Here is a 21,013-nt window from a genome sequence, read left to right on the forward strand (position 1 = left end):
GTCTCTCTGATAATGGGATGAATCCTTCACGATCCATGTGTGTAGAGAGGATTACAGTAAATTTTTATTATACATGTATAATAACTTTGTACTGTAGAATTAAGATTTTGAGCAGAATACTTTGTGTGCCTGCAACAGAAAAATAAGTAAACATGCTACGAGCGTGTTATCGGGGAAGTATCACTGCTATGCACGAATTTCTGCAACGCCGCTTGCATGATTGCATATTTTTCGCCATTCTAATGGTTCTTCTTGGTGGATTGGCAGTTTTGTTGTACATCGATCCGACATATCCATCTAATGCTGAACATTTTATCTTACAGGCGCAAGCCTGGCTGCATGGTCACTTAGATATCGGAGTACATCTGAATGACACCGTTATTATTAATGGTAAGGTGTATATCGTCTATCCGCCGTTACCGGCGTTGATGATGGTACCATTCGTTGCTGTCTTGGGCGATAAATTCAGTGACGTCTGGTTTACATGGGTATTCGCGTCATTGAATATCATTTTGCTGTTTCGAACCCTTGAGGTAATGCGTGTTCGCTGTATCACCAATCGTACGCCAATTGAAAATCTTATCATTGCTATCACCTTTGGTTTTGGCACAATAGCCTTATGGCTCTGCCTGGGAGGCCGGATATGGTTCACTGCTCAAACTATTAGCGTCTTTGGTATTATGTTCACACTCCATAGTACCCTAAGCAGACGTTGGCCGTTGGCGACACTGGGTGTGGGGATGGTGATGCTTACTCGTGTACCCGAGGCGTTGATCGGCATTGTTCCCCTTGTCGTCTATCTGCACGATTTAGGGATTGGACGCCGCGTTCAGCAACAATGGCACTTTCTACCACGCCGTTGGCCATCAATACATGAATTGGCCATAACACTCACACCATTCGTTATTGCATTGCTCATACACCTGGTTCATAACCAACTCTACTTTGGTAATCCCCTGAGCATAGCCTATGATATTCAGAACCAGCAAAATTACACCGCTATCAAATATGGTGTAGTAAGCTGGCATTATATCTGGCCCAATTTCGTCGTGGATTTCCTACGCTGGCCGAGCTTTTCTTATACTGACCTCTTCGATCTGAATCCACAACTTAACTTGTTCATCGATGGTATCGGAACAAGCATGTTCTTCAGCACACCGCTATTGGCGATCTTTATCTTCGCTCCGCAAGGTAAAACACCACAAACCTGGTTACGGACTACTTTTTGGGTGACGACCGCTATCATGCTCCTAACTGTATTGGTCTACTGTACGACGGGATGGATCCAGGTTGGTGCCCGCTATGTATGCGCACTCTACCCACTGCTCTTTCTGCTGTTGGCGCAACGGGCTGCTCCATTAGATACGCGCTGGATAAGTTTAGCAGGCATGAGTATATTCAGCAATCTCTTACTGGCACAGAGATTCTGGCAAGGGAAATCTTCAATAGAATTCATAGCAGGAAGCGCAGGTATCGTCCTGGTAGCCTGTCTGGTTGCCATCATCATGCTCCGAAGGCAGGAGCATCAGCATGAAGAGATCGCGCCGCTTGTTCCGGCAATGATCTCCGTCGGGTCTGCCTATAGCAGTAAATCACCCCCACAGCGAGCAGTACCCAAGCAGGAAAGGGTTATGCCATATCAACCAGGTGAACACAATCCTCAATGAGACCCCAAATCTCTATCTCATGTACATGACGTTTCTGCTCAGATCGGGGATCTGGCTCAGGATAGCCAGGGCAAGCATACAACTGTTGTATACTGCCAGATCCCTGAAGAATTTTGCTGTTTTCTAGCTAATCACTGACCTGCTTTTCTCACACTATGTCTACCAAAATGTGACAGAAAACGTTCAAGCAATAATGAATGGACCTTCAGCGTAATAGTTCAGGTAGGCTACCAGCGGTCAGTGACTCGGTTTGCCAGGTTTTCTAAATGACCTTTTTGGACACTAATAACACCGGTATACCAGTTACAGATTACTGACAATCAAAAACAAAATGATCACAGTTGAGAAGGCTTACTCCCCTGGTTTTGGAGAAAAATCATGTGAGTGTCTTTTCCATAATTGTGAGAAGCACAGTAAGGAGCACATCCGTATGCCAACTGTTGAACAAAACCGAGCAAATTGGACTGAGCATACCTGGGCTGGACAGGGGGATGAGTGGTCGGGATTGTGGGGAGGAACCGAGTCGCTATGGTGGGGAAGCCTCTTGCCTCGTCTTCATGCCTTTGTTCCAACAGAGACCATCTTAGAAATTGCCCCAGGATTTGGGAGAGCGACGCAATACTTAAAAGACTTATGCCAGCACTTGACCGTGGTTGATGTCACTGAGCGCTGTATTGACGCCTGCAAACAACGTTTCTCCTCAAGCTCCAACATCACTTATTACGTCAATGATGGAAAATCTCTCAACATGATTTCCGATCACTCTATTGACGTTGTGTTCAGCTTTGACTCGCTGGTTCATGCCGAACCAGACGTGATTAAGGCCTACCTGAGTCAAATGAGGCGTATCCTCAAGCCCAATGGGATGGGCTTTATCCATCACTCCAATGTCGGAGGCATTCCGCCCTTCATCAAAAAGATCCCTTTTATTCGACGTGCATTAGATCAAGGCTGGCGGTCCGAGGGCATGACGGCCCGCTTGTTTCAGCGGTATTGTGAACAGGCGGAATTGCAATGCGTGGGTCAAGAAATCATCAATCGCATTACCAGATATCCACTGCCCCATGATTGCTTTTCACTCTTCACGTTGCCATACTCTCCATGGGCCCGACGTTATAGAGCTTTTACCAACCTGGGCTTCGCCTACGAGGCTGCCTACCTGGCCAAACAGACTCGTCTCTACTCAAAATCATCCTTTAGAACAGAGATTTAACTCGACTTTTGAACTGATCGGTCACTAAGCCATTTTGACCAAAACATAAAAACAGTCAGTTCTCAGGCGTATCCATGTCTGAGAACTGACTGTTTTTGTCCAGTCTGAAAATGTGGAAGGTCAACTGGAATGGCAAAGATTTAGATACGACGAAGCTGGCAATGTGCTCCCACCGGCGTAGGTAAGAGTTTCTTAATGAGACTTGACCTCGATCCGCGCAGTCTTTATGCGGTCTACCGCTTTGGTGAGGTCACCTAGTTCGACATAGCCTTTCCTGTAGCGCGCCGCCCTTACCGCTGCATCAATGACTGCATTTCTGATCTCGCGACCACTGATATCGTCGGCATAAGTTGCAAGTTGATCGGTGGAGATGTCATTTGCCAATGGTAATTGCGGCACAAGGTGTTTGCGCCAGATTTCGCGCCGGCATTGTTCATCTGGCAATGGGAAGTGGAGATGGCGTACCCGTGTCTCAAACGCTTTGTCATAGCTCTCGATCAGGTTCGTTGCGAAGATCACCACACCACGAAACTCCTGGATACAGATGAACAACTGGCTGCGCATCGAGTTAATGGCTTGCTCTGATCCCTGTGTGACCTCGGTGAGCCGCTTGGAGAGCAACGAATCAGCCTCATCGATAAAAAGGATCGCCCGCTCTTTCTCTGCTGCATGGAATATAGCTTTGATATTTTTAGGCCCTTCCCCATGAAACTTGCTCTCAATCTCCGCATAACTGGCAATCAGGATAGGTCGATTGAGGCGGTGGGCGATGGCATGAGCCGCCAGCGTTTTTCCTGTTCCCGGTGGTCCATGAAAATTCAGAGCAGTGTGCGCAAAGGGTTGAATTTTTCTGAGCCCCCACGTTTCGAAAACCTGATGCTCTACCTGTATGACTTCAACAGCGGAGAGCAAATCTTCCATGAGAGCGTCAGGGACAACCAACTGCTCGAATGTAAAGAACGGCTGTTGCGCTCTATATTGGAGCGCACGTATCTCAATGGGAGGATCGTCAAGCGACCTCGTTTGAGCTGCGGTTTCACCTTCTGGGTAGGGGCCTGTAGGCACGTCAAGCGGGGTAGCCGTCGCAATTGTGATCTTAAGATCCTTTTGACGTGTTTTGTTGAGTAGTTCTGTGACTGCGCGGAAGAGTCGGGAGCGGCAGAGAGCATCCACAGGTATCGCTACATCATTGGGTATTCCTTGAATGAGAAGATCAACAGGAGCATTCATTGCCTGCTCATCCTCCGCATCGTCGCGGGAGAGGTGTTCAGTCACTGCATACTGACCGGCATTTATCCGGTAGATGATAGCGCCCGCATCCTTCATCATCACAAAAAATTTATGCGTGTAGCTGGACTGCTCTTCCTGATCAAGCTGGAGTTCCATCAGGTCCGGATTAAAGTATTGCAGTGCTACCTGGAGGCACTCTTGTCGTATTTGTTCTTGATCGTCCATTGTAGCGCACTCCTTCTTTTTCAGAAGAACGTGTAATAGGAGATATCTACAACGCCTTAAGACCTGGAAGCAACCTTTTCTTTCGCTATATTATACCAGCTTTATATTCCTTGATGTTTGCTGCAAATAAAATTAATCATCGAGATACAATTTGATACAGCTATATTGAGGGAATCTGGCAAGCTTCAAATAAATAGTCGTGCTAAAAATACTATCATCCACAAAATATAGTAGAAGGTTGGCACACAGAGAAAGCAACACCCTTTTTTCGCTTCAATGTCCCTTTATCCTCGTTCAGGCGCAAATGATATGTTAAAATAGCGACAGAGAAAACGTATTCCTCTACCTCCAGACGGGAACGCCTCATTTACACGGTCATTTGCCGTGATGGCCGTCATTTCGTTTTCCAAAACCTTTCTGAGATTGGGGAACTTGTCGAGATCATCAACGTCCAGGTTGCGCGTGCAAAACAATCGTGAGAGGACATTCCTCTCTCTCATTTTGCATCAGGCTACAATCCTCTTCTCTTTGTTTTTCTATCATGCTTGTGTGTTCACTGTTTGCAAAAACGTGTGCCGCACCCTTGGCCAGTCAAATCTGTTACGGTAGCAATGAAGGAGGAAAAAACATTCGTAACGCATCGCGGCAGGTGACCATGGGTGTGCCACAGATTTTTGCAAGGCTCCCGAGGTGAGTATGAGGCTCTGTCAAATAGCGGGCATACGAGCATACAACAAGAATATAACCTGGCAGAGCCTCGCATTTGCCTTTCCCCACGGGAAGCACAACAAGATGTACACATCAATGTATGGGGGTGTGCGTAAGTCGCTCTAACCGATCAGTGACTAAAATGCATAGGAGAATACCTCATCTTTAACATCTCCGCAGTTTAAAAAATGTAACCCATCGGTCTTGCGTAATAGGCTCATGCAATCAAGGAGACGAACCGTCGTTCCTCTTGCCACAGAACTCACACGGATTTCCGTTGAGAGGGAACACGAGCCAAGATTATTCGCGGTATAAAAGGTTTGTTTAGACCCTCCTGATGGATCCGTTGAGAGCATGAACATGGTCGCAGCTCGACAGTGTTGGTGTGCTTGGACAAAACAGGTCGCTGCTTTGATAGCAGTTGGGTCGCCTTTTGGATACAATCTGGCGACTTCTAGCTGCTCTGGGCCTCCGCAATTGAGTGCGTGAGCATGGGTAATGGTGAAATAAGCAGGCCGCGCCATAATCCCTAGAAGAACGAGAGTGATGACCAGGCTCATCGTCAGCACTACCCACCGATGTCGCCGCAACCACAAGCAGAACCCGTTTTTCCCTCTTCCTGATGAGTTCCTCTTTTGTATATCTGTACGCATCTTTGTCTCCTGATTTGCTTGATAGATATCTCAAAAATATGATCCTTCGTACCAACGAGGGCCATGATCAGAAAGTTCCCCAAGCCAATCCAAAGTACCCAATGGTCAGTGTAATCGTTGTCATTTCCCCTGTTCCCATAAGTGCTAATCCACACCTCGTTGCACATTTGATGGGCTTTCCCCTGTTGCAAAAATATGTGGTGTACCCATTGCAAAGGAGAGAGGAAAAACAATCGTAACGTATCGTGACAGCCGGTCAGGCGTTACGATTGGAGGATCATTCAGAAGGGCACGCGCTACCGCGTTTTCCTTTTTCTCTTGTTCTCTAGCCGCCTGGCTGCTTGCCATGTGTTCAAATTGATCCTCCAAGGCTTCCCGTCCCTCAAGACGCTTGAGCAAGCGTGATTTTAGCTCGATTTCCTGAGCGAGTGCTTCCAGGTGGCCAATCAATTGGCCCAATATCACCTGTTTTTTATTTGCCAGGTAGACGATGCAGCGCTCATTGTTCGATGAAACCCATTCAATATTTTCCCAACGCACGATCTGATATGTGTTTTTGTGATGGAAGATAAAACCGGAAGAGCAAATAAAAACTGTTGCTCTACGCATCAATAGAAGTGGAATAAAAAAAGAAGCGCAACACCAAACATGATTGATGCAGCAATACTGTAGGCAAAAATGGTCTCTTGAGTGAAATGAAAAGGAGAAGGAGTGTGAGTGAGTACAACAATGATGAAGAAGAGATAGGTAATACCCATAGCCCATCCAAAACGTTTAAACTGTGGTCGTTTCATTGTGCGATACACCCTGATCGGCTCGCCCAGTTCATATTTTTCCGCCAATTGATAGGCTTCATTCGGCAAGTGCATCGATCTCATCTGTATGGGATCCCTCCACAAATTATCTCAGCAATGATAACACATTGGCATAGCGCTCTACTCAGCGCACGATGAAATTATCTTATACGAGAGGGAAATGTTATGGCAATTACATCCTATCTTCCCAATTATATTGACCTTTTTGTAGGCCGCCGGGATGACTATGCCCTCCAGTTGAAAAGCGGCCGCTATCGCCGGGCTGGCAAGCCGCTGACCACGTCAGATGTCTATGATCACCTGGCCGGGCGGCGCACCTATGGCACCTATATTATAGATGCCAACGGCCACTGCCGCTTCGCCGTCATCGATGCCGATAGCGAGGATGGACTTGACCGGCTCTGGCTGATCCAGGACCAGCTGCTCACCCAGGAGATAGCATCCTACGTCGAGCGCTCCAGGCGCGGCGGCCATCTCTGGATATTCTTCAGCCGTCCCGCTCCAGCGTCCTGGGTGCGTGCCTGGCTCTTGCCCTATTGTCCATCGGATATGGAGTTCTAGCCCAAACAGGATGAAGGCCAGGGCTACGGCTCGCTGATCCGGTTGCCCCTGGGGATCCATCGCAAGAGTGGCCAGCGCTATCACTTCATTGAGCGTCAACCAACTGGCCTGGCCACACTCACCCAGACCGATGAGCAGCGAGCGACCTGGCTAGCTTCGATCACACGCATGGACGTACCGCAGCCAGTCAAACTGCAACCAACACTACCGGCACAACCCAACACCACATCGTTTTCCCTTCCCAAGCCACGCGCAACGAATGGACCATCACCTATTCGCCAGTGGAACGCTGAACAGGATCACTACCAGGTGATTGGCCGCTATGTCGATCTCAATGCCAATGGCGTGGGAAAATGCCCTTTGGTGACCATCATGCTGGTGGCGAAGATAGCCAGGCGTCGTTCAAAGTCTATGCAACACGCTCAAAAAACCTCTGCACAACCGATGCTCATGAATGTTACCCAGGTTGCCCAGGCATTGGGGGGTTAGCCGTGGTACAGTCTATCAAATGATTCTGACTACCTTTGTCACTTCTTCTATGAAACGGAGGGTTTGGCTCCGAACACGGCGATGTGTTTGAACTGACGGGAGATAGGACCTAGTCTAAACGATATTGCCGTAAACCCAATGATTTTCATCAATGCAAGTACTTGGTCTTCGATGAATGTTTGATTGTAGTAGTCTCTCTCCTCTCCTATTTTCCCATGCGCAAATGTGAAAAGAAGCGTACCACCTGGTTTGAGGACCCGAAACACTTCTGTGAGGAAGATGTGGGGATCTTCTGACCACCAATAGAAGGTATGAATGCTAACCACTTTGTCAAAGTGATGCTCTTCATAAGGAAGATGTGCGGCCTCCCCTTGCTGTAACGTGACCCGGCCAGCTCTGACGGCGTGCGCATTTCGCTCTTTGGCACGTTTGACCATCGTGGCAGAGAGATCAATTCCATACACGAAGCCATGCGTTGTTTTTTTCTCTAACAGTTGGATGGCTTTTCCTGCTCCAAAGCCAATCTCTAATACACGATCGGTTGGTTGTACATCCGCTATCGAGACCGTCCAGGTCGTCTCTTTTTCATGCTGACACACCATCAGTTCACCCACAAAGCGTCCTATCACTCCTTGTGGACACCCATAGTGTTTGTTCAGGACAGTCTCGAAGACACGGTTGATCTGGATCATGAGTTCTTCCTTTCTTCTTGTGAAGCTCCTCTGAGAGTATCAGTCCCTTTGCTGTAAAACAAGCACATAAAGGCTATACTCATTATTAAGATTTTTTATGAGAGAGGCGCATTGCTGCTCTGGATCTTCCCTGCACCCGTTCTCCTGGCAATCATCACAGAAGTATCCCGGTGAACCGCACCATAAATAAGCTCGTTCACCAGCATACTTGGTGTTAAAACGACCAGTTGCAAGTTTGTATTTATATACAAGGAGGTGATTGGGATAAGATGAATATGATACATGGTTTAAAGTAGACAAGCAGCACTATTATGAACAGTGGAAGCATATTGTTCAATTGGCGAGGGATGTTCCTGCTGAGTATTAACCATAAGACAAGACGACCAGCGCCTTTTGATGTCAGTTATGATGTCTGACATCAAAATTTAGCCCTCATACTTTTGCTATCGTTACCCTTCTTCATAGAAACACTGGGGCCAAGCAAAAGGGCAAAGTCATATACAGAGACAAAAAGTAGTCGGTTAGAGAAGACAACACAGACAACAACGACAACCTTGCAATTGAAAGTATGTAAAAATAGATCGGAGCCACTTCATACAAAGTGGCTCCGATCTATTTTTACCAGATTAGCATACAACTACTTGAAAGCATACGAGAAGATATGGAATCCGCCAAACTCAGGTAGTGTAATGCTCTGCACCGTTTTCGTGGGGTCCAGAGTAACTTCCTGATAGTAAATGTAGTTTTTCAACGTCTGTCGACCAGTATGGGTGTTTCGGTAGCTCATCGTCGCTACAATATTAGATGTGACATTAGGATAATATGAATTACACCAATCCAAAAAGATCAGCTGTTCCTGCTGCATCGTACCATCTGTGTATCTAATAAATACAGGGCCTCCAGAAAGACCATTGCTTGATGAGCCTAGGAAACCAAGTGACGTAGCCCCGGCAGGAGGAGTGTCTGCCAGCGTCTGGCCGTCGGCAATAGAATTGTCAAGTGTTCCGGCTGCTGGCCAGGGGAAACTGTAGCCATTATAACTAAAGTTTTGGCCCGCTACCAAACCTGCACTTTGCAGGGCTTGAGCTGAATAGCTGTTCCCATTGTTCCCGTCAAAGGCACCAACAGAGGTGGCATTGTCATTGGTAATACCCACATTGTTTAAGTTACCGGCATGCTCGGCAGCCGCGAAAATATGCATTTTCCCATAATAGGCGGCAGGTGATGGTAATTGGACACTAGAAACCGTCTTGCCAGCTTGCAGAGGTACCTCTACTTCGTAGAGATAATTCTTGGTATTTTGTCTACCGTACACAGTATTGCGATATGGCATGCTTGCTACTATGTAATTATATGTAGATTGAGTAAAAGAGCACCAATCACTAAATGCCAACATGTAGGTCTGTGAAGTGCCATCACTGTAGTAAATAGTACCATTACCACTTGAAAGTCCACCGGTCGCTGAGCCAAGGAAAGCCAGGGCGGTCGCATTTGCTACATTGTTCACAGGGATAACCTGTCCATTCGCTACCCAGTTATCGGGGTTCGCACCACCGCCATATTTGATAGTAAAACTGGTGCCGTTGATCGTGAATGGATGCAGATTATTGGGCGAACTAAAGGGAATGCCCGCATTCTGTAATGCCTGACCGGAATAACTATGTCCACCACCATCCAGATTGCCGAAGAGCGGCCCATTATCGTCGGAAACACCAACATTATCGAAGAAACCTTGCTGACCCTCAGCAATCGTATAGACATGCAATTGACCCTTATTCACGGAAGAAGGGAGGGTAACACTGACAACAGTTTTCGTAGGGTCTATATCCGTTTCTGCATAGAACAAGAACGTGCTGACATTCTGCCGACCATTGGGTGTATTACGGCCATTCATACCAGCAAACAGGCGATTATTGAACGAAGGTGGCTGTGTATAGCCATTGAGTGTCCAGTCGCTAAAGCCGAGTTTGAATATCAGTTGAGAACCATCGGAATAATTAACATAGGCCGTACCATAGGAAGGACCGCCGGTTGCCGCTCCGATAAAGCCAAGCTTCGTCGCATTTGCAACCTGACCGACGGAGACCTGCTGTCCCTGTGCTATATAGTTATCTTGATCGCCCGGAAGGACGTTCGGCCATTTAAAGGTCATACCGTAGTTACCGGCAAGATCCTTATTGTAGAGAAGCGAGTAGCCGATGCCCCAGGGAAGCAAAGAACTGGAGTAGCTATTATGAGAACCATCAAAATTACCAACACTCATATAGGCATCATTGCTTAAGCCCGTGCTATTGTAAGGGCTGGTATAGCTGGCGGGACCCGCACCATACGCGAAGATATGGAGTTGTGCCTTCGTTGTGACCTTTGGCAAGGTCACGCTGAGGACCGTTTTTGTCGCATCCGTGCTTATCGATGTATAAAACAAATATGTTTTGACATTCTGAGAGCCACTCTTGCTATTGCGTGTCATCTGGGCAGATACGATCTTGTTACCGGTAGCAACTTGACTTAAATTACCGCCGCCCAGTGTCCAGTCGCTGAGAGTCAGGGTGTACGTCCCCGTTGTGCCATCACTATACGTTACCGTGCCAGTTCCGGTTGCCGTACCATTGGAAGCCGCGCCGATAAAGCCGATCGTTGCCGTACTTCGACCTGAAATCGGCAACACCTGTCCACTGGCTTGCCAGTTATCAGCCTGGGTAGGATAGGTCTGATTATTGATGTTTGGCCATTGAAATGGAATGCCCTTATAGGTAAAGGGAATACCAGGCTCAATACTTGTTGCAAGCAACGCATCGAAAGAATAGCTATATCCGCCACCATCAAAATTACCGGCCGCTGTATTGGCTTTCGCGCTAATTCCTACGTTATTAAAAGCCGGGAGCGGAGTAGTATTCGTCGTCGCTGCACGTGAATGCAACTGTGTCTGTTGTGGAGGCACTGCACGAACACCCTGAGCAAGTTGTGTCTTACTTTGATAGGTGGCAACATCACCAACAATACCGGGAGCCGCAGCCTTTGATATATGAGGCTGTGATAACACGCTGGCAATCGAGAAGACCGTACCAGCGATGACAATAAGAGAGAGGACAGAAGAGAGCAGCAGTTTGCTGCGCCGGCGGAAGAAGGTTGGCTGCGATCCCTCGGCCACCTCTTGCCCATGATCCGGATTCATAATATATTGTTCTCCTGATTCTGTGAATCGGTGTCTACATAAAAAGTTCATAGTGTTTCAAGATCAATAAACATATAAATGCATATATGTAAATCCCAGATGGGAAGTACAAGCGCCATTCGAAGGGCAAAAAACGCAAAAACAGTATTTTTCGGAAGATAGAATATTATCGACTGCCATTTTGATGCGAGTCGAATCACCGGACCTTTTTTACTTGAGAAACGCTCTATGATTTATGAATTTTAAGTGCATTAGACAATATAACTAATATACAGATAGCATGTCAATAGTTCGTCAATTCATAAATTTGTACATTTAAGATTAATCATCTGGATGCAATTTGACACAGCTATAATGAGGGAATCTGGCAAGCTTCAAATAAATAGTCATGCTAAAAGTACTATTATCCACAAAATATAGTAGAAGGTTGGCGCACACTGAAAAACGAGAGATTGCAGCAGTTATACAATCTCACGTTACTGGAGGAAAAAAAGCGAGGAAAATTAACTGCTAAGAGCAGAAGCTAAGCATAGAAGCTTCTGTTTATGAGCTCCCAAGTGGTACAGGGTAGCAAGATAGGAGGCTATTATGGATCAGCCTATTGCATTTCAACCTGTAGAAACTCGGAACCACTTGCGTATTCCAGCGATCATCTTCAGTATCTTGGCTTTTATATAAAGCATATTCTTTAGCTCTTTGGAAACTAAAACTTTCATTTCCCCTTATTATTCTGGATCTGATATTGAAGAAGAAAGATTGTTATTATCTGGATTAGATGTTAATGATTTCACTTGAATTGGCGGAGTCTGAATTGCGTCATTTTGTGAGGAGGTAGAATGTAAGTCTGTTGTTTGGGAGAGGCAGGTCGTTTCATCTTCATCAATGATAGCACCCTTTGCTTTACAGATCACCAACTGTTCTTTGGTTAGCCCTTTGACATCACGTAAGTTAGAATTTTCCCAGGATAAAGCCTCTTCAATATTGGTTCCATTGAGGCGAGCACCACTGAGGTCAACACTGATGAACTCAGCTGAGTTGAACCTGGCATCACTGAGATCGGCATTCCGAAGATCAGTTCTAATTAGCCTGGCTCCAGTGAGATCGGCCCCTTTCATATGGGCACCAGAGAGCTTAACTCTAAGGACCTCGATTCCCCGAAACCTGGCCTTACCGGCCTTTAATTTGGCTTCGCTTACATCATTTGTTATAGTTTGTAACTCCCCTTTGAAAAACATAGCCAGACAGAATTGAGCCTTGATGAGTTTGCAAGCACTAAGTGTGGCTCCGCTTAGATCAGCTCCGCTCAAATCAGCCTCACTCAGATCAGCTTCACTGAGATCGGCATCGCTTAGATCAGCATTCCGAAGATCGGCATTTTTGTAGGAATCTTTACTTAAACTACCTTCACTTTGATCACCCATATGTGAAGAAGCTTTACTTAGATTAGCCTTGCTCAAATTAGCGCGTGGGCAAAAGGCATGACGAAGATCTGCACCTCGCAGATCAGCCTCGCTCAAATTAGCCTCAAGAAGATCAGCTTCCCTTAATTTCACTTGGAAGAGAGTGGCTCTACTTAGGTTAGCCAATGCGAGACGGGCCTCGCTAAGGTCACTATTCTGAATATCGGCTCCGCTCAGATTAGCTTTGAATAGAATAGCTTGGTTCAATGTAGCAAAATAAAGCTTTATATTTCGCATGGATGCTTGTTGAAGCAAGGCCCGCTGCAGATCAGCAGCACCGAGATTAGCATTATCTAATTGAATGTAACTTGCATCTAGAAGCTTATTCTCCCCTTCCATTTGACTTCGGGCAAGAGGGTATGCTTCTTTGAAGACCATGATTAGTGCCTGACTCAACGTAGTCAGTGGAGGAGTATCTATGTTTTGTTGTGGATTAGATGTTCTCTGAAGACGCAAATGAGCGACCGCAAGATCAAAAGTCTGCACATAAAATTGCTCGTAACCTTTACGTAGAAACGTTCGAAGGAGAATCGCTGCACCAATTTGAGCACCTTCTTTTTCGTCACCCAATCCAATCACAGCAGACTGAAATCTTTCTTCTGCCCTCTTTTCACGGTCTGCTTTGCGATCTTCTAGGTCTTTGTCCTGAGCTTCTTTTCGGTCGGCCCTCCACCGCCAGAGACCGACGAGGCCACCGATGACCACAACAAAGGTGGAAAGGAATATGGAGGCGTTTGTTCGAACCCAACTCAGAGAATCTGGCTCATTCTGGTTCTCAAGTTGTTTGACTTCCTGAGCTAGTTTTTCTTTATTTAATGCTGTCACAGTTGGATCTTCCGTTGGTGTTGCCTGTACCGTAGCCGTTCCTAATTCTATGAAGCTTGATTTTTTATCTTGTGCATGAACGGGGGATCCCTGGGTACACACTATGAAGATCAGGAGCAGCCACACACCAATAATGATGGTACTAATTCTCCACTGCTTGCTCTTATACCAGTGCATAAACACAGCCTCCGTCCTACAAATAGCTAAAATATTACCCAAAAGGAAGGTATTGATTTTTTACTCTGCTGCAAGTTGCGCCCTGCATTCGCCTCATTTACTTAAACGCAATTTATTTCATCTTAACCAATATATGTAACTATACGATTTTCGCAAGCTGAGGAGCTGTCAGCTCTTGAATTTTTGTGAAGCCTAGCTGTACACACTAATATCTATCAATAGTGCTAACTAGGTGTCCCACACAAAATCCCCCAAAAACTGTGTTTTGGTATCAGTTTTGGTATCAAACACGACTTTTCACCAAAAAGAAACCCGCGCCCATCAGCCAGTAAAGCTGATGGGCGCGGGTCTCAAAAATGAAAGGGTGCCAAGAGACGGAATCGAACCGTCGACACTAGCATTTTCAGTGCTATGCTCTACCAACTGAGCTATCTTGGCGCGTGGCAATAATATAGCATGTTCTTCGGTTTTCGTCAACCCTTTTTTTGACGGCTTTTTTGGCGGTGGCATAATTTTTGTGGCGAATTTGTTTTAAAAAAACCTCATCATATAAACCCCACAATTGTCTACTTTTTGGTGTGAGCTTTATGCCCGATGCTACTTTAAATACTTTTTGTATATAGATCGTGAATTCAATTTATATAACTTTTTGGTGAATGGTGCTGCTCTTTGTTCCATTATGTTTATTACTTTTCTCCTATATTTCATGATGTATCATAGCATTTCATCTATGGATGCGCTAATATCAATACAACCAGTCAATACTTCTGGATCATCACAGTAGTGATCCTGGAAGTCGTAGCTAAAGGAGACTCATATTTATGCCGAAATCACTTAGCATTTCGCAGTTTGGATCCAGACATCAGTTTGTCAGGACTGTCGCAAGACTAGTTGTAATACTAACTGCTTTTGTTTTCATGCTGCTTGGCAGTGTTTTCTTTACTGATGTACATGGAGCTTTCGCTGCAACTGCTTGTGCTAAAGGAGACAAATCGTATACTGTTCAATCTGGCGATACATTGGATGCTATTGCTCAGAGTAATCACACGACCTGGCAGAATCTGGTTGCGCACAATAAATTGACGGATGGGAATGTTATTTTTGTTAACCAGACTATTTGCATCCCGGTCAAAGCTGCTACCAAGCCTGGAGCTCCAGTAACCAAGCCTGTTTCCCAGGCCGTACATGGCACAGCTAACATTTTCCCTGCAGGTCAGTGCACCTGGTGGGCGGATAATCGTTATCACCAGTTGACCGGTATTTATGTTCCCTGGATGACCAACTCGGATGCTAAGATGTGGGTTACGAGGGCTCATCAGTACCATTGGAAAGTTTCGACCACTCCTCGCGTTGGCGCTATTATGCAGCTCAATGCTTGGGTGCAAGGTGCTGGTTCGTATGGTCACGTAGGGGTTGTTGAGAGTATACAGGGTAAAGGACGTTTCACAGTCAGTCAGATGAACTGGGTTAGCCTTGGTGTGGAGTCTCGATCTCAGTTTTCTGTGGGCCCTGGTGTATTCTTCATCACTGCCAACTAGTCTAATTGATGCAATTGGGGCTGGACTATGTCTGGCCTCTTTTTTTATGCCCTTTTTTCTGGCTGTTTACTTTTATATTAAATTCTTATAAAAAGATTTAGCTGGATCTTAACTTTGTATCTCCCTTTTTTCCTATGTTTCATCATATTTCATGACGATTCGCCGTAATTACTCTAATATATGCATTGACATACATTTATTTATGGTAGCAGGTAATGGAGCCTGTGTTGTTTTGAGGAAAAGAGGAGAAGTCCATTTGTTATCTACTAAGAATCATCAGCGTATCTGGACGTATTTGAATCAGCATCGTGCAGTGAGTATTATTGCTGGTCATGTGGTGGTGGTGACGGTTCTGGGGCTGGTCTGGTTGAGCACTGCTTTTGCGCCGGCTTTATTTAGTGCGCTGGCCCAGGCTCCCTGCGCTAAGAGTGATCAGACTTATATGGTGCGAGGAGGCGATACTCTGGGATCGATTGCCGCCGCGCATGCTACGACCTGGCAGAGCCTGGCTTCTTATAACCATCTGGCTAATCCAAATATCATTTTTGTGAATCAGCGTATTTGCATTCAGTCCCATGGCGTTGTTAAAGGGAATCCAACGGGTAACCAGCCTATTGTACCCGTGGGGCTGGCCGCCGTGCGAGGTCGAGTTAATCCATTTGCTTATGGACAGTGTACCTGGTGGGCCAGTCAGCGCTATTTTCAGCTACATGGTTTTTATGTTCCCTGGGCCACCAACGCTAATGCCTGGCAGTGGCAGAATCGGGCGCTGGAGTTTCACTGGCATGTGTCATCTCTCCCATCGGTGGGATCCATTATGAATCTGCAGCCAGGGGTGCAGGGGGCTCAAGGGTTGGGCCATGTGGCGGTAGTCGAGATGGTGATGAGCAATGGGCATGTGCTTGCCAGTAGTATGAACTGGGGCCCGAATTATTCACAGGTAACCAATTTCGAGTTCTATCCTGGCCCTGGAGTCTCCTTTATCTCAGCTTAAGTGTGGCCGATACTGGTATGTAATCACCAGCTATATGGCAACCGCCCGTGCGCTATGAGCGCCCATGCGCACGGGCTTTCCTATATGTTGTTCGCATTTCCTATAGCTATATACGTTTCACGTGAAACGTGGTGAGGCCTGCTTTTCTAAACGTTAGAATATACATAAATTGGGCTGTATCATATTTATTTTGCTCGCTTCTAGGTCGTGCTACACTAAGAACAGAGATGCTCCTAATTTCTCTTCTAGTAGGGAAAAACGGCTTTGCGAGGATAATAAAGATAGTGGATCCATCTTGGAGCATCTTCTCTTTCCATTTTTGGAAGTATATTCCAGTTATCTTCTTCCCCCTCCCTCTGATATAAAAGCATGTGCATCGTGCCTTCGACCCCTGATAGTTCGTGCTTTCGGCGCTCAAAATTATTTATAATGAGTTGCCAGCGTACTGTTGGCAACTCATTATAAATAATTTTGATAAATCCTCTTTTTTGTGAACTTTTAGCTGCCACATGGTGTCTATTGAGCGAATAGGCTGATAAAGACTAAAGGAGTTGCTGGAACGGGTGCGTGCCCATGATACGGCAGCCTTTGAGATGTTGTCGAGTCGTTATCGAACATCGGTGTATTGGCATGTCTTTGCATGCGTTCATGATGCGGACGCGGCGGAGGATGTGGTGCAGGAGGTTTTTTTATTGCTCTGGCTACGGGCGGAGCAGTGGCAGGGGCATGGCGCGCTGCACAGTTGGCTCTTGCGCATCGCCCATAATCAGGCTTTAAACTATCTGCGCTCGGTGCGCAGGCGTCGCCAGTTGCCTCTGGATGTACCTGTAGAGGTTACGGAGGATGGAAATGAGCATGAGTGTATCCCTGATTGGATGGTGGATCAGCAGGCCCTTGAACCTGGTCTGTTACTGGTGCAATGGGAGCATCAGCAATTGTTGCAGGGGCTGATTGAGGGTTTGCCAGCGGAGAAGCGTGAGGTTTTTCGCCTGGTCCACGATGGAGATATGGGTTTGCAGCAGGTCGCTGACATACTCTCGATTCCAACTGGTACGGTGAAGTCGCGTTTGCACTATGCTACTAAACGACTTGCTCGCCAATGGTCTGATCTGAATAAGGATGAGGAGGATCTATAATGAGCCGTGAGCTGTTGGCTGATTGGCACAAAGCTACTTTTGAGCAGTGTATCCATGAGTGGTTACCCGCGTTGCTGGCTGAGCGTTTGCCGCTGGTGGGCTACCAGGTTAATTCGACCGGTACTTATACCTATCAGATGCATCTGACATTGTCTTCTGGGCATGAGGAAGTGACGGTCACGTATCAGGATTTGCCGCAGTCAGATGCTGAGGGGGTGTTTGTATTGGATGGAGAGCGCTATGTGGTGGTCCCCTATGCTTCAGGCGATGATCTGGCTGAGGCTGATATCTTTTGTGTAGGCGAGCAACTACTACACTATTGCCAGCAACTCCTGAGTTACCATGTGCCGGATGCTGTGCCGTGGAGTGAAGCTCTGGTGCGGGCATGGCTGCCGATAGAGCGCTGGATGCGCGAGTTCTTTGGGGTCGATAAACGCCAGTTGTCCGATCTGCCATCGACAGCGCAGCGTTTGGATGAGACTAACTGGCTGGCGACCCGGCAGCATCTGTTTCGTCTGTATGTCAAGGATCGTACCCGGCTCTTTACTCCAGCCCACTTTGGGCGTGTCTGTCCGTTCGAGACTCCAGAGGGTCCAAATATTGGGCGCATCTTCCCTCTGGTCCTTGGGGCGGCTATTCGGTCCGGTAAACTTGTGGTGCTGGATGATCGACCCGCTGCAATGCTGGGACCAGAGGCATCCATGATTCCTTTGCTGGAGCATGATCATCCACGTAGCCTGCTGATGGGCGCAAATATGCTGCGCCAGTGGTTGCAGCCACCGCAGCCTGAGGTGGCCCTGGTGCAGAGCGGCAATGAGCCGGTGGCACCAGATTTCTGGTGCGGTCGTAATTTTTTGACGGCTTTGACTTCCTGGGGTGTGGATACCTTTGATGATGGGATTCTCTTGAGCGCTTCGGCGGCCAGGCGGCTGGATTATCCACGCGCTGTTGAGCCGGGCGATAAGTTGAGCAATCGCCATGGTATTAAGGGGGTGGTGAGCCGCATTGTGCCGGATGAGCAGATGCCGCACCTGGCGGATGGGACACCGGTCGAGCTGGTTTATAATGTTGCTAGTCTGCATGTGCATCAGTCGTTCGGTGTGGTGTGGGAGGCTGTGCTGGGGCGTATCGCGCATGCACAGGGTATACCGACTGTGGTTCCTCCTTTTGCGTCTCCGGATGAGCAGTCAATACGGGCCGCGCTGGCTGCCAGTGGGTTGCCGAAAGATGGTATGGAAACGCTGACTGTCGGTTCGGCCGGCGAGCCTGTGCAGCAGCGCTGTACCGTAGGTTGGATCTATTGGGGGCGCCTGACACATATGGCACAGGAAAAGTTGCAGGCAGGATTGAATCCTCAACGCGGGCAGCGGCGCGGTGAGCTTGAGTACTTTGCCTTGCGTAATGGTGGCGCGTTTGAGAATATTCGTGAGCAGTTCCATTCCTGCGCACTGGCTCCGCAGGAGCTTGCTGATGATTCTGGTTCTGAGGTGGGACAACAAGCGCCCGCGCTGGCTCCACAGTTTATGTCTGTGGCGCGACGTCTGGCGGCCATTGGCATCCATGCCGAACTGACGGCTGAACGGCGACTGGTGTTCAGGCTGGCCCCTCCCACCGGTGAGGTGCTGCAACTGGCCCGGCCTGTTGCTCATCCCTGGTTGAAGAACCAGCAGTTGACGAGCATTGGTGCGTATCGCGTCTGCCATGAGTTGGCGGAATATCCAGCGTTGGTGGCAGCCAATACGCGCTTACAACGCATCCTTGCCAGTCAGGCGCCGGAAAGTCTGGCTCGCCAGGCGCTGGACCAGTTGACCATGCATGTCCATGCCTTCTGTCGGGCTCTGATCACGCCCACTCAACTGCGCTTTAATGCCTTTACCTCGTCCTCGTCGCGCGCGGTAGTCGTGCCTACGCTGGATATACACTATGACCAGGTTGGCATACCGGAGGAGATGGCCTGGTTCCTCTTTGCTCCGCAGTTGAAGCGCGAGCTGGATGCTGCGGAGGTTGAACAGCGTAGCGAGCGTGCCAGCCAGCTGCTGGATCGTCTGATGGAGGTTGCCTGGGTTATACTCAATCGTGCACCCGTTTTTGATCTACGCACCTTTGTGGCTTGTCACCCGGTGCGTTATCCTGATGCTGCGTTACATGTCCATCCCCTGGTGAGCCGCCAGATACAGGCCGATTTTGATGGCGATCAGGTGGCGGTCTTCTTGCCGCTGAGCGCAGGCGCGCAGCAAGAGGCCGGCGCGCGCCTGTCGGTCGTTGCCCAGCTGAGTCATAATCCTGCCTTAATAAAGGCTCTGCTGCCCTCACACGAGATCATGTGGGGGCTGGCTCACATGAGCCAGACATCCGAAGGTAGATCCGAACTGGTTACCTTGCTCAATCCATCCCTGGCCAATGTATTGTCTGATATCATCCTGACCCAGGCCATGCTGCTGGAACAGTTGCAAATGTTGCTCCAACAGCATGGTTCTGAGCGGGTGGTACAGACGCTTGAGCGCGTCTGGCGGCGCGGCTTTGAGCAGGCTCGGCTCGCTGGCGTCTCGATCAATCCTTTTATTGGTAGCGATGTACGACAGCATCGACCCCCCACTGATGTTCGTGCCAAGGATTGGTCACACTGGCTGGCTGAGCAAGCCGAATACCTGGGGGCCAGTGTCGATTATGCAGATCCCGATCAGGGTACGCAGCTATTGACGGTGAAGAGCGGCGCCCTGGGCGATATTCCTCACCTGCTAGCCCTCTACGCTGGCCAGGAGACCGTCTCAGATGTCCATGGAACGCCGGTGGCAATTACACATGGTTATTGCGATGGTCTGACCGCTCAGGAGCTGTATGCCCAGGCCGTGGGGGCCCGGCAATCTTTTGCCGATGTGTTACAGGAATGGGACATGATTGGCAAGCAGATTCAGGCGCAAAATAGAACAAAAAGCTACCATGTGCTTGGACGCGCCATGTGCTCCTCCGAGCCCGGCATGGTCTTTGCCCATGCCGCTTTGCAGCGCGAGGTCGATCCCCTCATCGACACCGATAGCCGGCTCTTCGTTGGCCTATAATTCCCATCACAATGGGGATCAAAGCGCCCCGCGCGAGCGGGTGCGCCAGCGCCCCCAGGCTGACGCACCGACCCTCTGTTTAATATAGTCAATAGTGCAAAAAGTGCGCTCAGCGCACTTTTTGCACTATTGACTATATTAAAGCGGCGACAAATAGGACCCTCGTGTCCATTTGTCGCCGCTATTTTAACCTCAATCACTCTAGGGGGGCTTGGGAGCTACCCTCGCGTACTAGTACTATCTGACTTATTGGGGATATATTTGCGTCTTTTATGCTTTTGCGCTATTATTAAGACCTGTTCTAGGCAGACAGGATAGTCCTCACCTGGGCCATATATGGTATCTACCGCATATATATCTGCTTGTCCTACCAGGTTCACCAGAGCGTGAGTAGTT

The 21,013-nt window shown here is 48.0% G+C and carries 16 protein-coding genes and 1 tRNA gene; 8 read left to right on the plus strand and 9 right to left on the minus strand.

Annotated features, from left to right (window positions below; all coding sequences use genetic code 11):
* The first annotated feature begins 188 nt into the window (after positions 1 to 188).
* Complete coding sequence (locus JMI88_RS17570) at positions 189 to 1,667, plus strand: hypothetical protein (RefSeq protein WP_201363229.1); 1,479 nt, start codon at positions 189 to 191, stop codon at positions 1,665 to 1,667.
* 430 nt (positions 1,668 to 2,097) lie between these two features.
* Complete coding sequence (locus tag JMI88_RS17575) at positions 2,098 to 2,880, plus strand: class I SAM-dependent methyltransferase (RefSeq protein WP_201363230.1); 783 nt, start codon at positions 2,098 to 2,100, stop codon at positions 2,878 to 2,880.
* 192 nt (positions 2,881 to 3,072) lie between these two features.
* Here JMI88_RS17575 and JMI88_RS17580 read toward each other — a convergent pair whose 3' ends face one another.
* From JMI88_RS17580 to JMI88_RS17595, 4 genes are all read right to left on the minus strand, one after another.
* A complete protein-coding gene (locus tag JMI88_RS17580; RefSeq protein ID WP_201363231.1) occupies positions 3,073 to 4,335 on the minus strand; it encodes an ATP-binding protein in 1,263 nt (420 codons plus the stop codon).
* Between the two features lie 845 nt (positions 4,336 to 5,180).
* Entirely contained in the window at positions 5,181 to 5,696 is a 516-nt protein-coding gene (locus JMI88_RS17585; RefSeq protein ID WP_201363232.1) for a hypothetical protein, read from the minus strand.
* 144 nt (positions 5,697 to 5,840) lie between these two features.
* Positions 5,841 to 6,236: a hypothetical protein gene (locus tag JMI88_RS17590; protein ID WP_201363233.1), complete on the minus strand. Its 396-nt coding sequence runs from the start codon at positions 6,234 to 6,236 to the stop codon at positions 5,841 to 5,843.
* Between the two features lie 68 nt (positions 6,237 to 6,304).
* Positions 6,305 to 6,574, minus strand: coding sequence for a hypothetical protein (locus JMI88_RS17595; protein ID WP_201363234.1), 270 nt, complete (start codon positions 6,572 to 6,574; stop codon positions 6,305 to 6,307).
* Between the two features lie 102 nt (positions 6,575 to 6,676).
* Here JMI88_RS17595 and JMI88_RS17600 point away from each other — a divergent pair, with 102 nt between their 5' ends.
* Both JMI88_RS17600 and JMI88_RS17605 read left to right on the plus strand, forming a co-directional pair.
* Positions 6,677 to 7,072 carry a TOTE conflict system archaeo-eukaryotic primase domain-containing protein gene (locus tag JMI88_RS17600; RefSeq protein ID WP_201363235.1) on the plus strand — a complete coding sequence of 132 codons (396 nt, stop codon included), beginning with the start codon at positions 6,677 to 6,679 and terminating at the stop codon, positions 7,070 to 7,072.
* A gap of 42 nt (positions 7,073 to 7,114) precedes the next feature.
* Positions 7,115 to 7,561, plus strand: coding sequence for a hypothetical protein (locus tag JMI88_RS17605; RefSeq protein WP_201363236.1), 447 nt, complete (start codon positions 7,115 to 7,117; stop codon positions 7,559 to 7,561).
* Between the two features lie 47 nt (positions 7,562 to 7,608).
* On the opposite strand, the gene JMI88_RS17610 is transcribed toward JMI88_RS17605, so the two are convergent.
* From JMI88_RS17610 to JMI88_RS17625, 4 genes are all read right to left on the minus strand, one after another.
* On the minus strand, positions 7,609 to 8,253 hold the full coding sequence (locus JMI88_RS17610) for a class I SAM-dependent methyltransferase (RefSeq protein WP_201363237.1): 645 nt from the start codon (positions 8,251 to 8,253) through the stop codon (positions 7,609 to 7,611).
* A 637-nt stretch (positions 8,254 to 8,890) separates the two neighbouring features.
* Positions 8,891 to 11,428: a beta-sandwich domain-containing protein gene (locus JMI88_RS17615; protein WP_201363238.1), complete on the minus strand. Its 2,538-nt coding sequence runs from the start codon at positions 11,426 to 11,428 to the stop codon at positions 8,891 to 8,893.
* A 725-nt stretch (positions 11,429 to 12,153) separates the two neighbouring features.
* Positions 12,154 to 13,890, minus strand: a complete 1,737-nt coding sequence (locus JMI88_RS17620) for a pentapeptide repeat-containing protein (RefSeq protein ID WP_236022960.1) — start codon at positions 13,888 to 13,890, stop codon at positions 12,154 to 12,156.
* 365 nt (positions 13,891 to 14,255) lie between these two features.
* Positions 14,256 to 14,328 (minus strand) — tRNA-Phe (locus tag JMI88_RS17625).
* A 383-nt stretch (positions 14,329 to 14,711) separates the two neighbouring features.
* Here JMI88_RS17625 and JMI88_RS17630 point away from each other — a divergent pair.
* The gene (locus JMI88_RS17630) at positions 14,712 to 15,428 is read left to right on the plus strand and encodes a CHAP domain-containing protein (protein ID WP_201363240.1); all 717 of its coding nucleotides are present in this window, start codon (positions 14,712 to 14,714) and stop codon (positions 15,426 to 15,428) included.
* A 256-nt stretch (positions 15,429 to 15,684) separates the two neighbouring features.
* Positions 15,685 to 16,422 (plus strand): COG3942 and LysM peptidoglycan-binding domain-containing protein, encoded by a 738-nt coding sequence (locus JMI88_RS17635; protein ID WP_201363241.1) that lies wholly within the window; start codon positions 15,685 to 15,687, stop codon positions 16,420 to 16,422.
* 245 nt (positions 16,423 to 16,667) lie between these two features.
* Here JMI88_RS17635 and JMI88_RS17640 read toward each other — a convergent pair whose 3' ends face one another.
* On the minus strand, positions 16,668 to 16,931 hold the full coding sequence (locus JMI88_RS17640) for a hypothetical protein (protein WP_201363242.1): 264 nt from the start codon (positions 16,929 to 16,931) through the stop codon (positions 16,668 to 16,670).
* 54 nt (positions 16,932 to 16,985) lie between these two features.
* Between JMI88_RS17640 and JMI88_RS17645 the strand changes: the two genes are divergently transcribed.
* Both JMI88_RS17645 and JMI88_RS17650 read left to right on the plus strand, forming a co-directional pair.
* Entirely contained in the window at positions 16,986 to 17,558 is a 573-nt protein-coding gene (locus JMI88_RS17645) for an RNA polymerase sigma factor (RefSeq protein WP_201363243.1), read from the plus strand.
* A complete protein-coding gene (locus JMI88_RS17650) occupies positions 17,558 to 20,617 on the plus strand; it encodes an RNA polymerDNA-directed RNA polymerase subunit B (protein WP_201363244.1) in 3,060 nt (1,019 codons plus the stop codon). The genes JMI88_RS17645 and JMI88_RS17650 overlap by 1 nt, the downstream gene beginning before the upstream one ends.
* Positions 20,618 to 21,013 lie beyond the last annotated feature (396 nt).

It is taken from the genome of Dictyobacter formicarum, assembly GCF_016587435.1.

Excerpts from the sequence above, each read along its gene's own strand:
- JMI88_RS17620 (WP_236022960.1), bottom strand. The coding sequence starts at position 13,890 with ATGCACTGGTATAAGAGCAAGCAGTGGAGAATTAGTACCATCATTATT.
- JMI88_RS17570 (WP_201363229.1), top strand. The coding sequence starts at position 189 with ATGCACGAATTTCTGCAACGCCGCTTGCATGATTGCATATTTTTCGCC.
- JMI88_RS17630 (WP_201363240.1), top strand. The coding sequence starts at position 14,712 with ATGCCGAAATCACTTAGCATTTCGCAGTTTGGATCCAGACATCAGTTT.
- JMI88_RS17650 (WP_201363244.1), top strand. The coding sequence starts at position 17,558 with ATGAGCCGTGAGCTGTTGGCTGATTGGCACAAAGCTACTTTTGAGCAG.
- JMI88_RS17610 (WP_201363237.1), bottom strand. The coding sequence starts at position 8,253 with ATGATCCAGATCAACCGTGTCTTCGAGACTGTCCTGAACAAACACTAT.
- JMI88_RS17595 (WP_201363234.1), bottom strand. The coding sequence starts at position 6,574 with ATGAGATCGATGCACTTGCCGAATGAAGCCTATCAATTGGCGGAAAAA.
- JMI88_RS17615 (WP_201363238.1), bottom strand. The coding sequence starts at position 11,428 with ATGAATCCGGATCATGGGCAAGAGGTGGCCGAGGGATCGCAGCCAACC.
- JMI88_RS17600 (WP_201363235.1), top strand. The coding sequence starts at position 6,677 with ATGGCAATTACATCCTATCTTCCCAATTATATTGACCTTTTTGTAGGC.
- JMI88_RS17585 (WP_201363232.1), bottom strand. The coding sequence starts at position 5,696 with ATGCGTACAGATATACAAAAGAGGAACTCATCAGGAAGAGGGAAAAAC.
- JMI88_RS17580 (WP_201363231.1), bottom strand. The coding sequence starts at position 4,335 with ATGGACGATCAAGAACAAATACGACAAGAGTGCCTCCAGGTAGCACTG.
- JMI88_RS17575 (WP_201363230.1), top strand. The coding sequence starts at position 2,098 with ATGCCAACTGTTGAACAAAACCGAGCAAATTGGACTGAGCATACCTGG.